Annotated in this window: 18 protein-coding genes; 10 read left to right on the forward strand and 8 right to left on the reverse strand. The window is 63.1% G+C overall.

Translation table 11 applies throughout. From position 1 onward, the window contains the following. Positions 1–19: 19 nt before the first annotated feature. From G9C89_RS22610 to G9C89_RS22630, 5 genes are all read right to left on the reverse strand, one after another. A complete protein-coding gene (locus G9C89_RS22610; RefSeq protein WP_172152505.1) occupies positions 20–1,051 on the reverse strand; it encodes an AbrB family transcriptional regulator in 1,032 nt (343 codons plus the stop codon). Further along, positions 1,044–2,552, reverse strand: a complete 1,509-nt coding sequence (locus G9C89_RS22615; RefSeq protein ID WP_172152507.1) for a tripartite tricarboxylate transporter permease — start codon at positions 2,550–2,552, stop codon at positions 1,044–1,046. Before G9C89_RS22615 ends, G9C89_RS22610 begins: the two co-directional genes overlap by 8 nt. Positions 2,553–2,555: 3 nt before the next feature. After that, positions 2,556–2,999: a tripartite tricarboxylate transporter TctB family protein gene (locus G9C89_RS22620; RefSeq protein WP_172152509.1), complete on the reverse strand. Its 444-nt coding sequence runs from the start codon at positions 2,997–2,999 to the stop codon at positions 2,556–2,558. 121 nt (positions 3,000–3,120) lie between these two features. Then, the gene (locus tag G9C89_RS22625) at positions 3,121–4,101 is read right to left on the reverse strand and encodes a Bug family tripartite tricarboxylate transporter substrate binding protein (protein ID WP_172152511.1); all 981 of its coding nucleotides are present in this window, start codon (positions 4,099–4,101) and stop codon (positions 3,121–3,123) included. Positions 4,102–4,130: 29 nt separating this feature from the next. Beyond that, on the reverse strand, positions 4,131–5,396 hold the full coding sequence (locus G9C89_RS22630) for an OprD family porin (protein ID WP_172152513.1): 1,266 nt from the start codon (positions 5,394–5,396) through the stop codon (positions 4,131–4,133). A 324-nt stretch (positions 5,397–5,720) separates the two neighbouring features. On the opposite strand from G9C89_RS22630, the gene G9C89_RS22635 reads away from it, so the two are divergent. Together G9C89_RS22635 and G9C89_RS22640 are read left to right on the forward strand one after the other, a co-directional pair. Continuing rightward, positions 5,721–6,392, forward strand: a complete 672-nt coding sequence (locus G9C89_RS22635) for a response regulator (protein WP_172152515.1) — start codon at positions 5,721–5,723, stop codon at positions 6,390–6,392. A gap of 16 nt (positions 6,393–6,408) precedes the next feature. Further along, complete coding sequence (locus G9C89_RS22640) at positions 6,409–7,800, forward strand: sensor histidine kinase (protein WP_172152517.1); 1,392 nt, start codon at positions 6,409–6,411, stop codon at positions 7,798–7,800. Between the two features lie 116 nt (positions 7,801–7,916). Here the strand turns inward: G9C89_RS22640 and G9C89_RS22645 are convergent, their stop codons facing one another. Both G9C89_RS22645 and ygfZ read right to left on the reverse strand, forming a co-directional pair. Continuing rightward, positions 7,917–8,753 (reverse strand): HDOD domain-containing protein, encoded by an 837-nt coding sequence (locus tag G9C89_RS22645; RefSeq protein ID WP_172152519.1) that lies wholly within the window; start codon positions 8,751–8,753, stop codon positions 7,917–7,919. Positions 8,754–8,794: 41 nt separating this feature from the next. Next, on the reverse strand, positions 8,795–9,736 hold the full coding sequence (ygfZ, locus tag G9C89_RS22650; protein ID WP_172152521.1) for a CAF17-like 4Fe-4S cluster assembly/insertion protein YgfZ: 942 nt from the start codon (positions 9,734–9,736) through the stop codon (positions 8,795–8,797). Positions 9,737–9,942: 206 nt separating this feature from the next. On the opposite strand from ygfZ, the gene G9C89_RS22655 reads away from it, so the two are divergent. After that, entirely contained in the window at positions 9,943–10,197 is a 255-nt protein-coding gene (locus G9C89_RS22655) for an FAD assembly factor SdhE (RefSeq protein ID WP_172152523.1), read from the forward strand. Further along, positions 10,181–10,633, forward strand: coding sequence for a protein YgfX (locus G9C89_RS22660; protein ID WP_172152525.1), 453 nt, complete (start codon positions 10,181–10,183; stop codon positions 10,631–10,633). The genes G9C89_RS22655 and G9C89_RS22660 overlap by 17 nt, the downstream gene beginning before the upstream one ends. On the opposite strand, the gene nadB is transcribed toward G9C89_RS22660, so the two are convergent. After that, entirely contained in the window at positions 10,602–12,218 is a 1,617-nt protein-coding gene (gene nadB / locus G9C89_RS22665; protein WP_172152527.1) for an L-aspartate oxidase, read from the reverse strand. The genes G9C89_RS22660 and nadB overlap by 32 nt on opposite strands. Positions 12,219–12,595: 377 nt before the next feature. Here nadB and rpoE point away from each other — a divergent pair, with 377 nt between their 5' ends. The 6 genes from rpoE (at position 12,596) to lepA (ending at position 18,699) form a co-directional block, all read left to right on the forward strand. Continuing rightward, positions 12,596–13,177: an RNA polymerase sigma factor RpoE gene (rpoE, locus tag G9C89_RS22670; protein WP_172152529.1), complete on the forward strand. Its 582-nt coding sequence runs from the start codon at positions 12,596–12,598 to the stop codon at positions 13,175–13,177. Positions 13,178–13,208: 31 nt separating this feature from the next. After that, positions 13,209–13,802 carry a sigma-E factor negative regulatory protein gene (locus G9C89_RS22675; RefSeq protein ID WP_172152531.1) on the forward strand — a complete coding sequence of 198 codons (594 nt, stop codon included), beginning with the start codon at positions 13,209–13,211 and terminating at the stop codon, positions 13,800–13,802. A gap of 8 nt (positions 13,803–13,810) precedes the next feature. Next, positions 13,811–14,764: a MucB/RseB C-terminal domain-containing protein gene (locus G9C89_RS22680; RefSeq protein WP_172152533.1), complete on the forward strand. Its 954-nt coding sequence runs from the start codon at positions 13,811–13,813 to the stop codon at positions 14,762–14,764. Further along, positions 14,761–15,216 carry a SoxR reducing system RseC family protein gene (locus G9C89_RS22685; protein ID WP_172152535.1) on the forward strand — a complete coding sequence of 152 codons (456 nt, stop codon included), beginning with the start codon at positions 14,761–14,763 and terminating at the stop codon, positions 15,214–15,216. The genes G9C89_RS22680 and G9C89_RS22685 overlap by 4 nt, the downstream gene beginning before the upstream one ends. 36 nt (positions 15,217–15,252) lie before the next feature. Further along, on the forward strand, positions 15,253–16,680 hold the full coding sequence (locus tag G9C89_RS22690; RefSeq protein ID WP_172152537.1) for a DegQ family serine endoprotease: 1,428 nt from the start codon (positions 15,253–15,255) through the stop codon (positions 16,678–16,680). A 219-nt stretch (positions 16,681–16,899) separates the two neighbouring features. Continuing rightward, the gene (lepA, locus tag G9C89_RS22695) at positions 16,900–18,699 is read left to right on the forward strand and encodes a translation elongation factor 4 (protein WP_172152539.1); all 1,800 of its coding nucleotides are present in this window, start codon (positions 16,900–16,902) and stop codon (positions 18,697–18,699) included. The last annotated feature ends 2 nt before the right edge of the window (positions 18,700–18,701 follow it).

The following is an 18,701-nucleotide window of genomic DNA, read 5'->3' on the forward strand; positions in this document are numbered from 1 at the left end:
CGAAATCTGCGTAGGGCTGCTAGATACGTTGCCACAGCCTGAACAACGGCTCGGCCAGGAACATCACCAGGAACAGCCGCAGCACCTGCAGCGCAGTGACCAGCGCCACCGACAGGTGCAGGGCTTCGGCGGTCAGGCACAGTTCGGTGATGCCGCCGGGCATCATGCCGAGCATCAGCGAGGTCTGGTCTTCGCTGGCCAGCCAGCCGAGGCCTTTGGCCAGCAGCGCGGCGCTGAGCATGGCGAGCAGGGTGAACAGCAGGATGCGCGCGAGAAAGGCCGGCGCACTGCGAAAGAAGGCGCGGTCGAAGTGGCAGCCCAGGGCGCAGCCGATCAGCCACTGGCCAACCTGGCCCAGGCCGTTCGGCAAACCGATGTGCAGGTCGAAGCTGACGCTGGCGACGGCGCACACCGTCAGTGGGCCGAGCATCCAGGGGTTGGGTTGCTTGAGTTTGCCCCACAGCAGTGCCAGCAGCGCGCCGGCCGGCAACAGGATGGCCAGCCAGAGTCCGTCCACCGCCGCCGCGGGTGGCGGTTCGATGGGGGGCAGGCTCCAGGTGAAGATGGCCGGAACCAGCAGCACCACCAGCAACAGGCGCAGGCTGTGCGCCGCCGCGACGCGGGCGATTTGGGCGTCGTGGCGTTGCGCCAGGTTGACCATCTCGCTGGCGCCGCCCGGCATGCTGGCAAAGAACGCGGTCGCCCGGTCGACCCCGGCGCGGCGCAGCAGGGCGATGCCGATCAGGCTGAGCAGCAGGGTCGCCAGGGCGCCAGCCAGGATCACGCCGAAATGGCCGAGCAGCTCGCCCATCACCTCGCTGGTGAAGTGCAGGCCGATGCCGCTGGCGACCAGCCATTGTCCGGTTTTGCGGCCGCCGGGTAGCTCCGTGACCAGCCAGCCGCTGCAGCGTGCAGCGATGACTGCCAGCAGCGAGCCGATGATCCACGGCAAAGGCCAGCCGATCAGGCTGGCCAGGTAGCCGCCGATCAGGCCGATCAGCGGCGTGGCCCAGTAGCGGCGCCACTGGGCCAGGGCGGAGGGCTTAGGCATTGGCGACCTGGGCGGTGCGCCGTGCACGCCACCAGCGCAGGGCCGGCATGCCCAGCATCAGTGCGGTCAACGCCCACAGGACCAGGCTGATCGGGCTGCTCCAGAGGATGTTCAGGTCACCCGCCGAGATCGACAGGGCACGGCGCAGGTTGTCTTCCATCAGCTCGCCGAGGACGAAGCCGAGGATCAGTGCCGACAACGGGAATTCCAGCTTGCGCAGGATGTAACCGAACACGCCGAGGCCGATCATCAGCACCAGGTCGAAGGTGGTGCTGTGCACCGCATAGACGCCGACCATGCTGATCGCGGTGATCGCCGGCACCAGCACCCAGTTGGGTACGCTGAGCATGCGGGCGAACAGGCCGACCAGCGGGATGTTCATCACCAGCAGGATCACGTTGCCGATGAACAGCGAGGCGATCAGGCCCCAGACCACGTCCGGCTGCTGTTCGAACAACAGCGGGCCGGGGGTGATGTTGTACAGGGTCAGGGCGCCGATCATCACCGCGGTGGTGCCCGAACCTGGGACGCCGAGGGTCAGCATGGGGATCAGCGAGCCGCAGGCCGAGGCGTTGTTGGCCGCTTCCGGGGCGGCCAGGCCGCGCAGGTCGCCTTCGCCGAACTTGCCCGAGCTACCCGCCAGGCGCTTTTCGCTCATGTAGGTCATGGCGCTGGCGATGGTCGCGCCGGCGCCCGGCAGTACGCCGATGACGAAGCCGGCGAGCGAGCTGCGCACCATGGTCCAGAAGGTGAAGCAGAATTCCTTGAAGTTGAACAGCAGGCGGCCACCGGTTTTCACCGCTTTCTGCCCGCTGTGGGTATTTTCCAGCATCAACAGCACTTCGCTGACGCTGAAGAAGCCGATCACCACGATGATGAACTGGATGCCGTCGGACAGGCTGACGCTGCCGAAGGTGAAACGGTACACGCCGGTGGTCGAATCCACGCCGACCGTGGCCAGGGCCAGGCCGATCAGGGCCGCCATCAGGGTCTTGACCGGTTTGTCGCCGACCATGCCGCCGAGGCAGGCGATGGCGAAGATCATCAGCACGAAGTATTCGGCAGGACCAAAGGCCACCGCCCATTTCGCCAGTAGCGGAGCGAACAGCACCACGCCGCAGGTGGCGATCATGCTGCCGATAAAGGAGCTGACCGCCGATAGCGACAGGGCGATCCCGGCCTTGCCCTGACGCGCCAGCGGGTAGCCGTCGAGGGTGGTCATCACCGCGGCGGCGTCGCCCGGCACGTTAAGCAGAATGGCCGAGATACGTCCGCCGTATTCGCAGCCGAGGTACACGGCGGCCAGCAGGATCAGGGCGGTTTCCGGCGGCAGGCCGAGGGCGAAGGCCAGCGGCAGCAGCAGTGCCACGCCGTTGATCGGTCCCAGGCCCGGCAGCAGGCCGACGATGGTGCCTACGAAGGCGCCGAACAGGGCGACCAGCAGGTTTTCCGGCCGGGTGGCGACCTCGAAGCCCTGCATCAAGAAATTCAGCGTTTCCATTTTTCAGCTCTCCACAAAGGCTTCGAACAGGCCCAGCGGCAGCGGCACGTCCAACAGGTAATCGAATAGGCCATAGAGCAGCACGCCCATCAGCACGCCGCTGAGGGCGCAGGGCAGCAGGCGGCCGGTGAACAGCAGACCGAGGGTGAAGGTGGCCAGGGCGGTGCTGATGATGAACCCCAGGGATTCGAACAGCAGGGCGTAGGCCAGCAGGGTCAGCATGCACAGTACCGAGCGCAAGGCGCTGGAGCTGTCCAGTTTCTGATCGGTCAAGCCTGGCTTGACCAGCAGCCACAGCGAGCCGGCGGCCATCAAGACCAGCAGCAACAGGGGGTAGGCGCGGGGGCCGACCGGGTCGTAGGCGAAGGGCGCCTGGAAACCCCAGGCAAGGACTGCGAGCACGGCGCAGAAAAGCAGCCAGAGCGCAGCGAACAGGCGGACGTACATGGCGGGTTACCTCAGAAGGCATGAGGGGGAATTGGCTCGGGGAGCTCAAGACCTGGCATGTGCAGGCGCCAGCAAGGACTAGGCGTCCCCCCTGGCTCCTGCACAAAGCACCGGTGGCGTTTTATTCCTGCATCAGGCCGAAGGCATCGGCCAGCACCTTGTATTCTTCGACTTGCTTGAAGACCAGGGCTTGCAGCTCGTCGCCAGTCACCGACAGCGGCAGCAGGTCGCGTTGTTCACGCAGCTTGGCGAAATCCTCGCTGGCGAGCATGGTGTCGAACTGCTGTTTCCACCAGTTGTACTGCTCGTCGCTCACCTCGGGGCCGACATAGAAGCCGCGGATTACCGGCCAGCTGATGTCGTAGCCCTGCTCCTTGGCGGTCGGGATCTCGGCCAGCTTGCCCGGCAGGCGCTCATCGGAGAGTACCGCGAGGATGCGCACCTTTTTCGCTTCCAGTTGCGGGGTGACTTCACCCAGGCCGCTGCTGGTCACCTGCACGTGGCCGCCGAGCATGGCGGTGAGGGTTTCGCCGCCGCCCTCGAAGGCGACGTAACGCAGGTTCTTCGGATCGATGCCGGCCAGGCGGGCGATCAGTGCGGTCTGCATCCAGTCCTGACCGCCGATGGTGGCGCCGGCGCCGAAAACGATGCTGGACGGGTCTTTCTTCAACGCCTCGACCAGGTCGGTGAGCGTCTGGTAAGGCGAGTCGGCGCGCACGGTGATGGCGCCGTAGTCGGTACCCACCGCCGCGAGCCAGCGCACGCCAGTTTCGTCGTAACGACCGAACTTGCCCTGGGCCAGATTGAGCAGCGAGCCGCTGGAGAAGGCGACAATGGTGCCTGGGTCATCGGCGCGCTGGGCGATCACCGCGTTATAGGCCACCGCGCCGACACCGCCGGGCATGTAGGTGACGCGCATCGGTGCTTTCAGCAGGCCGCTGTCTTTCAAGCCAGTCTGCGCCAGCTTGCAGGTCAGGTCGAAGCCGCCACCGGGCTTGGCCGGCGCGATGCACTCGGGGCGCTTGGGTTCCGCGGCCAGCAGTTGGCCGGCGAAGGCCAGGCAGGCGGTGGCCAGGGCGATACGGGTAAAGGCAGTTTTCATGGTTGAATCCTCTCGGTTCTTATTGTGGATTACCAAATCGGCAGTGTGTAGCCGACGATCACGCGGTTCTCGTCTGCATCGCGGGCGAAGTCGGAGTGGAAGCTGGCGTTGCGCAGGCGCACGTAGACATCTTTCAGGGCACCGCTCTGGACCACGTACTTGAGTTCGATGTCGCGTTCCCATTCGCCGCCGGTGGCGTTGCTGCCGGCAATCTGCGCATCGTCGCCGCTGACGTAGCGGGTGAGGAAGCTCAGGCCGGGCAGGCCGAGGCTGGCGAAGTTGTAGTCGTAGCGGGCCTGCCAGGAGCGCTCGTCGGCGTTGGCGAAGTCATTGATCTGCACGAAGTTGACCAGGTAGGGGTCGCTGCCGTCGATATAGGCGTAGCCGGTGTCACCGCTCATTTTCTGGTAGGCGAGGCTGACCTTGTGGCCACTGTGGGCGTAGCTGAGCATGCCGTTCAGTGCGCGGTTGTCGACCTCGCCGGCATTCGCCGCGCCGGTGTCGTCACTGAGCATCAGGCGCAAATCGGCAGCCAGGGTGCCGCCGCCCATTGGGTAGCTGGCGAGCAGGTTGAAGAAGTTCTGCCGGTAGATGTCGTCGAGCTCGGCATAGAAGTAGCGGCCTTTCAGGTTCGAGTTGAACTGGTAGTCGAGGCCGGCCAGGTCCAGCTGATCGGCACTGATGCCGCCGGGGAAACGGCGGTTCTTGCTGTTGAGTACCAGGTCCTCGGAGTTGGTCGAGGCACGGTCGATGACCTTGTCCAGGCGCCCGCCGGTGAAGGTCAGGCCATCCAGTTCCGAGGATGTCAGCAGGCCGCCTTCGAACACTTGGGGCAGCAGGCGGCTGTCGCTGGCCTTGACCACCGGCAGTTCGGGGATGTGCGAGCCGTAGCGCAGTTCGGTGTTGGAGGCCTTGACCTTGGCGGTCAGGCCCAGGCGGCTGAATTCGTCCGGGGTGCCGCCGTCGTCCTGTACCGGCAGCAGGTCGGTGCCGGTGCGCCCGCCGCCGGAGTCCAGCTTGACGCCGAGCAGACCCAGGGCGTCGAGGCCGAAGCCGACCGGGCCTTCGGTGTAGCCGGACTGGACGTCGAGCCAGAAGCCCTGGCCCCATTCTTCGCGCTTGTTCTGGCCATTGCCTTCGCGAAAATCACGATTCAGGTAGATATTGGTGGTGGTCAGGCTGGCTGTGCTGTCTTCGACAAAAGCCGCCTGGGCAGCAGGGGCGAGCAGCGCCGCGGTTACGGCTAGGCTAAGCAGGTTCACAGGCAGCAGTGCCTGACGGGATGCGATGGGCATCGTGTGGTCTCCATTGTTGTTTTTGTCACGGCTGCACACCACTGTGCGGACCGTTCAGGTAGGTGGATCGAGCCACCTGGGACTGATCCTATGGGGTCAAGCTTTCGCCAAGCTTTCAACGCTGAAAAAAACGCCTGGAGCGTTTTTGGACGTCGCCTGCGACGGCCCGCAGGGTGGACGCCAGGGATGGCAGGCCACAAAGTTTTGCCGTGGCGGCCGGTCGCGGGCATTTAGGCCATTCACAGGGCGCCTCGCGCCTGTAAACTGCGCCGCGGGCTGCGTGGCCAGTAGCCGTTGTTGACTCGGATCTGGAGGGAGGTGGCGGTGCGAATTCTGCTGGTCGAAGACCATCCGCAACTGGCGGCAAGCGTGGCTCAGGCCCTCAAAGGCGCAGGCTGGACGGTGGACGTGCTGCACGACGGGGTGGCCGCCGACCTAGCCCTGGCCAGCGAGGAATACGCCCTGGCGATTCTCGATATCGGCCTGCCGCGTCTCGATGGTTTCCAGGTGCTGGCGCGTCTGCGCGCGCGCGGCAAGACCCTGCCGGTACTGATGCTGACCGCCCGTGGCGAGGTCAAGGATCGCGTGCATGGCCTCAACCTCGGTGCCGATGATTACCTGGCCAAACCCTTCGAATTGAGCGAGCTGGAGGCGCGGGTCAAGGCGCTGCTACGGCGCAGCGTACTGGGCGGCGAGCAGCAGCAGCGCTGTGGCGAACTGGTCTACGACCTGGCTACCCGGCGCTTCAGTGCGCGGGGTGAAAGCCTCAGCCTGACCTCCCGCGAGCAGGCGGTGCTGGAGGCCATGATTGCCCGCCCGGGGCGGGTGATGAGCAAGGAGCAACTGGCGGCCCAGGTGTTCGGCCTGGACGAGGAGGCCAGCGCCGACTCGATCGAGATCTACGTCCATCGCCTGCGCAAGAAGCTCGAGGGCAGCGGCGTGCGCATCGTCACCTTCCGTGGCCTGGGTTATTTGTTGGAGGCAGTCGGTGACTGAGGGTTGGAGGCGCCCGATGGCTGAAATCGGCAGTCTGCGCGGGCGGCTGCTGCGGCGTCTGGCGCTGTTGCTGGCGTTGATCCTGGTCGTCAGCAGTCTGAGTGCCTACTGGAGTGCCCGGCGCGCCGCCGATACCGCCTATGACCGCACCCTGCTGGCGTCGGCGCGAGCGATTGCCCAGGGCCTGTATGCCGATGACGGCAGGCTCAAGGCCAATGTGCCCTATGTCGCCCTGGACACCTTCGCCTATGACAGCGCCGGGCGCATCTACTACCAGGTGCTGGATCTGCGCGGGGAGCTGGTGTCCGGTTACGAAGACCTGCCGGCTGCGCCTGCGGGCACTCCGCGCACCGACGATTACCCGGCGCTGGCGCGTTTCTATGACGGCTTCTACCGCGCTCAGGGCGTGCGGGTGGTCAGTCTGCTGCAACCGGTCAGCGAGCCCCTGCTTAATGGTATCGCCGAGATCCGGGTGGCCGAGACCCTGGGCGCGCGCGAGCGCATGACCCGTGAATTGCTGGTCGGCACGCTGTGGCGCATGGGCTTGCTGGCGCTCAGCGCACTGCTGCTGGTGTGGCTGGCGGTGAGTGCCGCGCTGCGCCCCCTGGAACTGTTGCGGCGGACCGTGGCCGAGCGCGCCAGCGACGACCTACGTCCGCTGCCGGATGGCGGCTTGCCGCGTGAGCTGCGCCCGCTGGTGAATGCCTTGAATCAGTTCAACGACCGTCTGCGCGGCCTGTTCGAGCGTCAGTCGCAGTTCATCGCCGATGCCGCCCACGAGCTGCGCACGCCCCTGGCGGCGCTCAAGGCGCGGGTCGAGCTGGGCCTGCGCGCGCAGGAGCCGGCCGCCTGGCGCAGCACCCTGGAAGAGGCGGCGCAGAACACCGACCGGCTGGCTCAGCTGGCCAATCAACTACTTTCGTTGGCGCGCATCGAAAGCGGGGCGCGGGCGATTGCCGAGGGCGGTGCACAACAGCTGGATCTCAGCCAGTTGGCCCGTGAGCTGGGCCTGGCTTTGGCGCCCCTGGCCCATGCGCGCGGGATCGCCCTGGCGCTGGAGGCCGAACAGCCGGTGTGGCTGCGCGGCGAGCCGACCCTGCTCAATGAACTGTTGTGCAACCTGGTGGATAACGCCCTGGCGCATACCCCGGCCGGAGGCAATGTGATCCTGCGGGTGCTGACGCCAGGCATTCTGGAGGTCCAGGACGATGGCCCGGGGATCCCCGCGGAGGAGCGTGAGAAGGTCTTCGAGCGTTTCTATCGACGCGGCGTGCAGGGCTCGGGCGCCGGCCTGGGCCTGGCGATCGTCGGCGAGATCTGTCGCGCCCATCAAGCGCGCATCAGCCTGCACCAGGTACAGCCGCAGGGGTTGCTGGTGCGCGTCGAGTTTGCCGTCGAGGCTGGCTGAGAGGGTGTGAAAAACGCGCGATGTTCACACCCGTCTGAGAAGAGTTGCCGGTGACCTTGCCCTGGCGTGGCGCCGCTAGCCCAGGCGGCCCGCAAGCCACCCCATGAATCTGCGTTTTACTGCAGCATGCCCATGGCCGCTTCCATGGCGGCGGAGAGGTCTTCGTCGTCATTCAGGTTCTGGCTCGGATCCAGGCCCAGCTTGCGGAATGCCGGAATCTGGCTCCAGTCCAGTTGGGTATAGGGGTGTTGGCTGCCCAGGTAGCTCTGCAGGATGGCGACCTGGACGATGTCGACGTAGTCGACCTTGGCACTGTCGCGGGTGAAGTCCAGGTGTTGGCTCGGCACCATGGCGATCAGTTCGGGGAAGTCCCAGGTGCGCAGAATCTTGTCGCCGATCATCGGGTGAATCTGCTCGATGACGTGGTTGAGGCTGATCGAGTCGGACAGCAGCTCGTTGTGGTCTTCGGCATAGGTGAGGATCGGCAGCACGCCGATCTGGTGCACCAGGCCGGCGAGGGTCGCCTGATCCGGCATCAGGCGGGTGTAGTGCTTGCACAGTACGTGACAGATCCCGGCGATTTCCGTGCTTTTGTTCCAGACCTCGCGCATCTTGCGGTCGACCACGTCCGAGGTGGCCTGGAACATCTGTTCCATCGCCAAACCGGTGGCCAGGTTGCAGGTGTAGTTGATGCCCAGGCGGCTGACGGCCATCTGCAGGTCGGTGATTTCCTTGTTGGTGCGCAGCAATGGGCTGTTCACCACCTTGATGATGCGGGCGGTCAGCGCCGCATCGTTGCCGATGACCTTGCTGATCTGCGGAATGCCGATATCCGGGTTTTCTGCCGCTTCACGGACCTTCAATGCAACTTCCGGCAGGGTAGGCAGTACCAGATCATCGTTGTCGATGGCCTTGATCAGTTCCTGTTGGACTTTTTCGGCAAGCTTGCTCATGGGGCGGGTCTCTTCGGTAATCGGCTGCAGGTGCAGTGTGGTTAGCGCAGGATTTCGCGGTTGCTATCCAGGGTGTAGGGCAAATCGAGCAGCCTGAGCGGCAGGCCGTGCGGCGTACCGAGGTGAATGCGTCCGTCGCTGACCGCGTCCTCGAGCAAGACCGCGAGCAGCTCGAAACCGCTGTCGCTTTGCGCGGCAAGCACCACTTCGCCGACGCTGCCGCTGCGCTCGGGAGAGAACAGTTCGATGGCCGGTGCGGGAAGTTGCTCGCCGTCCACCGCCAGGCGATACAGGTGGCGCTTGAGCTTGCCGAGGTACTGCATGCGCGCAACGATTTCCTGGCCGGTGTAGCAGCCCTTCTTGAAACTGACGCCGCCCAATGCCTGCAGGTTGAGCATTTGCGGGATGAACAGCTCGCGGGTGGGGCCCAGCACCTGGCCGATGCCGGCGCGCACCTGGGCCAGTAGCCATTGATTCAGGGGGGCGTGCGCCAGCTGTGCGGCCAGCTGGGCGTGCAGGTTCTCGGCTTGGCTGGCCGGCGCCCAGAGTTCGGCGCGGCCATCGCTCAGGCGCAGCGCCAGCAGGTCGTTGGCGCGCGCCACGCTGTCGGCATGGCGGGGTAGGTCGAGGCCGAGGCTGGCCAGTGCGGCGTCGCCGTCATGCAGGCCGAAACGTACCCAGTCGGCGCTTTCGTCGATCAGCTTGGACTTGCTGAATACGGCGTATTTCTGCAGCTCGAGCAGTTGCGGCTCGATCAGCTCACGGGCCATTGCCAGGAGGAAGCCGTCGGCCACGCTGACAATCCGGAAACTCGACAGCATGCGGCCTTTCGGGGTGCAGCGGGCACCGAGGCTGGAGCTGACATCGCTCAGGTAATTGAGGTTGCAGGTCAGTTGGCCCTGGAGGAATTTGCTCGCATCAGAACCGCGAACGGCGAGCACGCCTTCGTGGCTGAGGGTGGAGAAAAACGCGGAATCGGCCATAGGGATAAACAATCGCTGGATGAAAGTTAGGGGCGTCATCATAAAAGCAGCCACAAGCCTCAAGCTACTGGCTTTGCATAAAAGCCAGGAAAAAGCTTGAAGGCGAGCCGCCGTGGGTTGGCTTGCAGGGGGTGGCCACCCGTCTTGCGGCCGACTGTTATACTGCGGCGCTTTCTTCCCGCCAGGCTCTATCAAGGAACCGCTCCATGGTCGATTCGACAGAACTCAATCGCCTTTACTGGCACAGCCGCCGCGGCATGCTGGAACTGGATGTACTGCTGGTGCCATTCGTCAGGGAGGTCTATCCAACCCTGGATGCCGAAGATCGCGAGCGTTACCGCAAGCTGCTCGAGTGTGAGGATCAGGATATGTTCGGCTGGTTCATGCAGCGTGCCGAACCTGAGGATGCCGACTTGCAGCGCATGGTTCGCATGATTCTGGACCGTGTCCAGCCCAAGTGACAGCTTCGAGTGCCGCTGGCAGCCGTCGCGGCGCTTGCTGCTGCTCTATGGGGTGCTTCAGGCGCTAGCGCTGCTCAGCTTGGCGCTGGTCGAGATTCCGTGGTGGGCGCTGGCACTGGGCGTCGCCCTGTGTCTGGGGCATGCCACCTGGGTCTTGCCGCGGCATATCCTGCTGAGTGCGCCGCAGGCGTTCAGCGGGCTGCGCTGCACGGCCGCTGGCTGGCAGTTGTGGAGTGCTTCTGGCGGCTGGCAGGTCATCCAGTTGCGCCCCGACAGCCTGGCTTTGCCGCTGGTCGTGGTGCTGCGCTTTCGCCTGGCGGGCGAGCGCCGGGTGCGCGGCCTGTGCATCCCGCATGATGCCATGCTGCGGGATATGCACAGGCGCTTGCGTGTGCGCCTGAAATTCAGTCGCCGTAGGTGGGTGGCTGCAGAATAGTGTCTTTGGCCTCGGGCAGCTGCTGCGGGTAGTCCAGGGTGTAGTGCAGACCGCGCGACTCCTTGCGTTCCATGGCCGAGCGGATCATCAGTTCGGCCACCTGCGCCAGGTTCCTCAGTTCGATCAGGTCACGGCTCACTTTATAGTTGCTGTAGAACTCGTCGATCTCGTCGAGGAGCAGGCGCACCCGGTGTTCGGCGCGTTGCAGGCGCTTGTTGGTGCGCACGATGCCGACGTAGTCCCACATGAAGCGCCGCAGCTCATCCCAGTTGTGCGCGATGATCACGTCTTCATCCGAGTCGGTTACCTGGCTGGCGTCCCAGGTCGGCAGGTTGGTCGGCGCACTCACTTCATCCAGCTTCTGGATGATGTCGGCGGCCGCCGAGCGAGCGTAGACGAAACATTCCAGCAGCGAGTTGCTGGCCATGCGGTTGGCGCCGTGCAGGCCGGTAAAACTGGTTTCGCCGATGGCGTACAGGCCCGGTACATCGGTGTGTCCGCTCTGGTCGACGAGCACGCCGCCACAGGTGTAATGCGCGGCCGGCACCACCGGGATTGGCTCGCGGGTGATGTCGATGCCGAAGTCGAGGCAGCGCTCATAGACGGTGGGGAAGTGCGCCTTGATGAAATCGGCCGGCTTGTGGCTGATGTCCAGATACACGCAATCCACGCCGAGGCGCTTCATCTCGTGGTCGATGGCGCGGGCTACGATGTCGCGCGGCGCCAGTTCGGCGCGTGCATCGAAGCGCTGCATGAAGCGCTGTCCGTTGGGCAGCTTGAGCAGCGCGCCTTCGCCGCGCAGGGCTTCGGTGATCAGAAAGCTTTTGGCCTGCGGGTGGTACAGGCAGGTCGGGTGGAACTGGTTGAACTCCAGGTTGCCGACCCGGCAGCCGGCGCGCCAGGCCATGGCGATGCCGTCGCCGCAGGCGCCGTCCGGGTTGCTGGTGTACAGATACACCTTGGCCGCGCCGCCGGTGGCGAGGATGACGAAGCGCGCGCCATAGGTGTCAACCTCGCCGCTGGCACGATTGAGCACATAGGCGCCCAGGCAGCGTTCGCCAGCCAGGTCGAGTTTGCGTTCGGTTATCAGGTCAACCGCCACGCGCTGCTCGAGCATTTCGATGTTGGCCCGCCGCTTGGCCTGCTCGAGCAGAGTCTTGAAGATCGCCGCGCCGGTGGCGTCGGCGGCGTGGATGATGCGGCGGTGGCTGTGACCGCCTTCGCGGGTCAGGTGAAACTCGAAGCCGCCGTCTTCGCGGGCGGTCTGATCATCGCGGGTGAAGGGCACGCCCTGATCGATCAGCCATTGAATCGCTTCTCGGCTATGCTCCACGGTGAAGCGCACCGCGTCTTCGCGACACAGGCCGGCACCGGCATTGAGGGTATCGTCGACATGCGACTCGACGGTATCCATGTCGTCCAGTACCGCTGCCACGCCACCCTGGGCCCAGTAGGTCGAGCCATTGGCCAGATTGCCCTTGCTCAGTACGGCAATGCGCAGGTGCTCGGGCAGCGTCAGCGCCAGAGTCAGGCCGGCGGCGCCGCTGCCGATGACCAGAACGTCGTGTTGGTAGTGTTGGCTCATGTCGTGATTCCGCAAGTAAGCGGCCCCTAGTATATAGAGGGGGGGAGCGGCACAATAGCCGGCTTATGACCTACTGCGGTACTGAGGAACTTTCTTAGTCTTTCAGGTTCCATAAAAGGTCGCCCGCAGAGGACAGTGCTTATTTGACGGGGTGCGTTGAAGGCTTTCAAAGGCTTTCATTCGCCGGCAGATGAGTGGTCTAAGACTATTTGCGCAGCAGGGCTTGCAGGCCGTGCTGCGTCACTCCGTGCAGGACATAAAGCGTTCTGCAGGAAGCTTGTTTGGAGGGGAGAACTTTTGCGCAACGTCCGGGTCTATCTTGGCAAGTCGATTGATTGGTTCGCGCTGCACTCCTTCGGACTCAATGAGGAGTGTTGATGCTAGCTCAGGAAGAAGATCAGCAGCTGGTCGAGCGCGTGCAGCGTGGTGATAAACGTGCATTCGATTTGTTGGTACTAAAGTACCAGCACAAGATTCTTGGGTTGATCGTGCGATTCGTGCATGACACCCATGAAGCGCAAGACGTGGCGCAGGAAGCCTTCGTCAAGGCTTATCGAGCGCTGGGGAATTTTCGCGGTGACAGTGCGTTCTATACGTGGCTGTACCGCATTGCCATCAATACGGCGAAGAATCATCTGGTGTCGCGTGGTCGGCGACCGCCAGAGAGCGATGTCAGTGCTGAGGATGCGGAGTTCTATGATGGCGATCACGCCCTCAAGGATATCGAGTCGCCAGAGCGGGCGTTGCTGCGGGATGAAATCGAAGCCACCGTGCATCGGGCCATCCAGCAATTGCCAGAAGATTTGCGCACTGCCCTAACCTTGCGCGAATTTGATGGTCTGAGTTACGAGGACATTGCAAGCGTGATGCAGTGTCCGGTCGGCACTGTGCGGTCTCGGATCTTTCGGGCTCGTGAGGCCGTAGACAAGTCCTTGCAACCCCTGTTGCAGGACAGTTAAGACAGCGGCGACAGCCAAGAGAGGAACCGCCATGAGTCGTGAAGCCCTGCAGGAATCGCTGTCCGCGGTTATGGATAACGAAGCGGATGAAATGGAACTGCGGCGCGTGCTCAGTGCGAGCGACGATGCCGAACTGCGTGCAACCTGGTCGCGTTATCAGATCGCTCGTGCAGTCATGCACAAGGAGTTGCTGGAACCGCGTCTGGATATTGCTGCTGCTGTGTCTGCGGCGCTGGCCGACGAAGACTTGCCGGTGCAGAGCAAGACCGTCGTTCGCGGTCCATGGCGTTCAGTCGGTCGTTTTGCCGTAGCCGCTTCTGTTACGGTTGCCGTGCTGGCGGGTGTGCGTTTGTACAATCAGGACGAAGTTGCCAGTACACAGTTGGCGCAGCAAGCTGCTCAGCCGGCCATGAGCGCTCCGCAAGCGCAAAGTCCAGCCATGCTGGCGGGTTTCAGTACTGCAAGTGAGCAACAAGGCGAGGCTGAAACCGCCAGTGAGGCCACGCCCGGCTGGCATGATCAGCGTCTGCCGGCTTATTTGCGCCAGCATGCTCAGCAAGCAGCCATGAATGCCAATGAAAGCGCGCTGCCTTATGCGCGTGCTGCAAGCCTGGAAAGCCGCTAAGGAGGCGCATGCGCTTTATTCCCGTCATCTGTTTGTTGTTCGGTGGTTGGCTTGCATTGCCCGTTGTTGCTGCCGAGGCGCAAGATTGGCTTGAACGATTGGCTGATGCTGGCCAAAGTCAAAGCTTCCAGGGCACATTCGTTTATGAGCGTAACGGCAGCTTCTCTACCCACCGTATTTGGCATCGGGTGGATGAGACGGGCGTGGTGCGCGAGCGATTGATGCAGTTGGACGGGGTCGAGCAGGAAGTGCTGCGTGTCGATGGCAGCACAGAGTGCGTGAGCGGTACCTTGGCCGATCAGCTCGACGACCAGCAAGCGTGGTCAGCGCACGACCTGGATAGCCAGCGATTGCTTGAGTCCTATGATCTGCGGATCATCGGCGAGTCACGTGTGGCGGGGCGTGCGGCTGTGGTGCTGGCGCTGTCGCCGCGCGACCAGCATCGCTATGGCGTTGAGTTGCACCTGGATCAGGAAAGCGCTCTGCCGCTGAAGTCCCTGTTGTTGAATGACAAGGGGCAGTTGCTCGAACGCTTTCAATTCACCCAGCTCGATGTCGGCACGCTTCCTACTGACCAGGAGCTGCAGTCTGGCACGGGTTGTCAGCCGGTAACCGCCAGCAAGGCGGCAGCGGAGGTTGTCGAGGCCTGGCGCTCCGACTGGTTGCCGCCAGGTTTCACCTTGAGTCGGGTGGCCGAACGTCGCAGCCCAGCGTCCAATGAACAAGTCGCCAGCCTGGTCTATTTCGATGGCTTGGCGCGTTTTTCGGTGTTCGTCGAGCCCTTGCGTGGCGTCATGGTCGAGGATGCGCGCAGTCAGATTGGCCCGACTGCAGCGGTTTCGCGGCGTCTGGCGACCGCTGATGGCGATGTGATGGTGACGGTAGTCGGTGAAATTCCGCTGGGCACGGCAGAGCGCGTTGCCTTGTCGATGCGCGCCATAGAGGGGCAGGCTATACAATGATCGAAGAGCAGGGGCGAGTCGTGGCTGTCGAACCAGGCGCTGTCTGGGTCGAGACTCTGCGCAAAAGTACCTGTTCCAGCTGCTCGGTGAGTGCCGGCTGCGGTCATGGCGTGCTCGACAAGTTGGGCGCCAGTGGGCGTCGGGGCTATGTCCGTGCGCTCTGTGATCTGCAGTTGAACGTGGGCGATGCGGTGGTGATTGGCGTGCGCGAGGAATTGCTGGTGCGCGGCTCATTACTGGTTTATCTGCTGCCTTTGATCGGCTTGTTCAGCGCGGCATTACTGGCCGAGCAGTTGGCCTTGAGTGAGCCCTGGGTGATCCTGTCTGCCTTTGTCGGCTTGTTCGTGGCCTGGTCGGTGGTGCGCTGGCGCAGTAGCCGCACGGCCGATGATCCGGCCTTGCAGCCGGTAGTCGTGCGTGCCTTGCTCGCCGGCTCCGCTGCCGCGTTTTGAGCTTTTTGCTCGTTTTCGATGGGGAGTTTTAAATCGATGCCTAACTTGAAATGGTCTTTCTCAGCTTTGCTCGCTGTGCTGCTCTTGGGTCAGGCGGTGGTTGCCCAGGCACAGTTGCCGGACTTTACCGAGTTGGTCGAAGAGGCCGCGCCAGCGGTAGTCAATATCAGCACCCGGCAGAAAATCCCGGAGCGTGTGGCCGGTGCTGGCGAATTGGCCATCCCCGATCTTGAAGGCCTGCCACCGATCTTTCGCGAATTCTTCGAACGCAATATCCCTCGGGTTCCGCCCGCGCCGAACGGTGGTCGTCAGCGTGAGGCGCAGTCGCTGGGTTCCGGCTTCATTATCTCGGCCGATGGTTATGTGCTGACCAATAACCATGTGGTCGCCGGTGCCGATGAAATCATCGTGCGTCTGCCCGATCGCAGCGAGCTGGAAGCCAAGCTGATTGGCGCCGATCCGCGTAGCGATGTGGCCCTGCTGAAGATCGAAGGCAGCAATCTGCCGACGGTCAGGCTGGGCAAGTCCGAAGACCTGAAAGTCGGCGAATGGGTGCTGGCGATCGGCTCGCCCTTCGGCTTCGACCATTCGGTGACTGCCGGTATCGTCAGCGCCAAGGGCCGCAGTCTGCCGAATGAAAGCTATGTGCCGTTCATCCAGACCGATGTGGCGATCAATCCGGGTAACTCCGGCGGCCCGCTGTTCAACCTGGCAGGTGAGGTGGTGGGTATCAACTCGCAGATATTCACCCGCTCCGGTGGCTTCATGGGCCTGTCCTTTGCCATTCCGATGAGTGTGGCCCTGGATGTGGCCGAGCAGTTGAAGGCCGAGGGCAAGGTCAGTCGCGGCTGGTTGGGTGTGGTAATTCAGGAAGTGAACAAGGATCTGGCCGAGTCATTCGGTCTGGATAAACCGGCGGGTGCGCTGGTGGCCCAGGTGCTGGAAGGTGGTCCGGCGGCCAAGGGTGGCTTGCAGGTCGGCGATGTGATTCTCAGCATAGATGGCGCACCGATCGTCATGTCGGGGGATCTGCCGCATCTGGTGGGTCGCCTGAAGCCTGGCAGCACGGCCGAGCTGGATGTGGTGCGTGACGGTTCGCGCAAGAAGCTCAAGTTGACCATCGGTGCTTTGCCGGAAGACGGTGAGGCCTTGGCCGGTGCGACGTTGCCGGGTGTGGAGCGCAGCAGCAACCGCCTCGGAGTCAAGGTGGTCGAATTGACCGCCGAGCAGAAGAAAAGTCTCGACCTGCAAGGCGGCGTGGTGATCAGCGAGGTTCTCGAGGGTCCTGCCGCGCTGATCGGCTTGCGTCCGGGCGATGTGATCACCCATTTGAATAATCAGGCCATCGACTCGGCGAAAACCTTTACCCAGGTGGCGCAGGAGTTGCCGAAGAACCGTTCCGTTTCCATGCGCGTGCTGCGCCAGGGGCGTGCTAGCTTCATCACCTTCAAGTTGGCGGAGTGAGGTCGGCGCGGGTCGCCGGTTGACTCTGCGTCGCTCATGCGGCTCTCGGGCTTGGCACGGGGCGGGGTACGCCAGGCAATGCTGAAGAAGGGCGATTTAGATCGCCCTTCTTCATGTCTGCCGATTGGCGCCTGGGCGTGACGGCTGCGGCGCCAATCGGGTACACTTCACGGCTATTTTCGGCGGGCTGTCGCCTGCGACCTTTTCGAGTGTTGTCCTGTGAGTGACCTGAGTCATATCCGCAATTTCTCCATCATCGCCCACATCGATCATGGCAAGTCCACCCTGGCCGATCGCTTTATCCAGATGTGTGGCGGCCTGGCCGAGCGTGAAATGGAAGCCCAGGTCCTGGATTCCATGGACCTTGAGCGTGAGCGCGGGATTACCATCAAGGCGCACAGCGTGACCCTGTATTACAAGGCGCGCGACGGCAAGACCTACCAGTTGAACTTCATCGACACGCCCGGCCACGTCGACTTCACCTATGAAGTCAGCCGTTCCCTGGCGGCCTGTGAAGGCGCGCTGCTGGTGGTCGATGCCGGTCAGGGCGTCGAGGCGCAATCGGTCGCCAACTGCTACACCGCCATCGAGCAAGGCCTCGAGGTCATGCCGGTGCTGAACAAGATCGACCTGCCGCAGGCCGATCCGGATCGGGTCAAGGAAGAAATCGAGAAAATCATCGGCATCGACGCCACCGATGCCGTGACCTGCAGCGCCAAGACCGGCCTGGGTGTCGACGAAGTGCTCGAGCGTCTGGTGCACACCATTCCCGCACCGACCGGCGATATCGAGGCGCCCTTGCAGGCGTTGATCATCGACTCCTGGTTCGACAACTACCTGGGGGTGGTTTCCCTGGTGCGCGTGCGTCACGGGCGGATCAAGAAGGGTGACAAGGTGCTGGTGAAATCCACCGGCAAGATTCACCTGGTCGACAGTGTCGGCGTCTTCAACCCCAAGCACTGCGCCACGGTTGACCTCAAGGCCGGCGAAGTAGGTTTCATCATTGCCGGCATCAAGGACATTCACGGTGCGCCAGTGGGCGATACCCTGACCTTGAGCTCCACCCCCGACGTCGACATGCTGCCAGGCTTCAAGCGCATCCAGCCGCAGGTTTATGCCGGCCTGTTTCCGGTCAGTTCCGACGACTTCGAGGATTTCCGCGAGGCCCTGCAAAAGCTCACGCTGAACGACTCATCCTTGCAGTACACCCCGGAAAGCTCCGATGCCCTGGGCTTCGGTTTCCGTTGCGGCTTCCTCGGCATGCTGCACATGGAGATCATCCAGGAGCGCCTGGAGCGCGAGTACGACCTGGATCTGATCACCACAGCGCCGACGGTTATTTTCGAGTTGCTGCTCAAGACCGGTGAAACGGTTTACGTCGATAACCCGTCCAAGCTGCCCGACCTGTCGACCATCGAAGACATGCGCGAGCCGATCGTGCGGGCCAATATCCTGGTGCCGCAGGAGCACCTGGGCAACGTCATCACCCTGTGCATCGAGAAGCGTGGCATCCAGCACGACATGCTGTTTCTCGGCTCGCAAGTACAGGTGACCTACGACCTGCCGATGAACGAAGTGGTCCTGGACTTCTTCGACCGCCTGAAGTCGACCAGCCGTGGTTATGCGTCGCTGGACTATCACTTCGATCGTTATCAGTCGGCCAATCTGGTCAAGCTGGACGTATTGATCAATGGTGAAAAAGTCGACGCCCTGGCGTTGATCGTGCACCGTGACAACGCGCACTACAAAGGGCGTGCGTTGACCGAGAAGATGAAAGAGCTGATTCCGCGGCAGATGTTCGATGTGGCGATCCAGGCCGCCATTGGCGGGCAGATTGTCGCGCGAACCACTGTCAAGGCGCTCAGAAAGAACGTGCTGGCCAAGTGTTACGGTGGTGACGTGAGCCGTAAACGCAAGCTGTTGGAAAAGCAGAAGGCCGGTAAGAAAAGGATGAAGCAGGTCGGCAACGTGGAAATTCCACAAGAAGCCTTCCTTGCTGTGCTCAGGTTGGATAGTTAGGT

This window comes from Pseudomonas tumuqii (genome assembly GCF_013184545.1).
In the GTDB taxonomy this organism is placed as follows: Bacteria; Pseudomonadota; Gammaproteobacteria; order Pseudomonadales; family Pseudomonadaceae; genus Aquipseudomonas; species Aquipseudomonas tumuqii.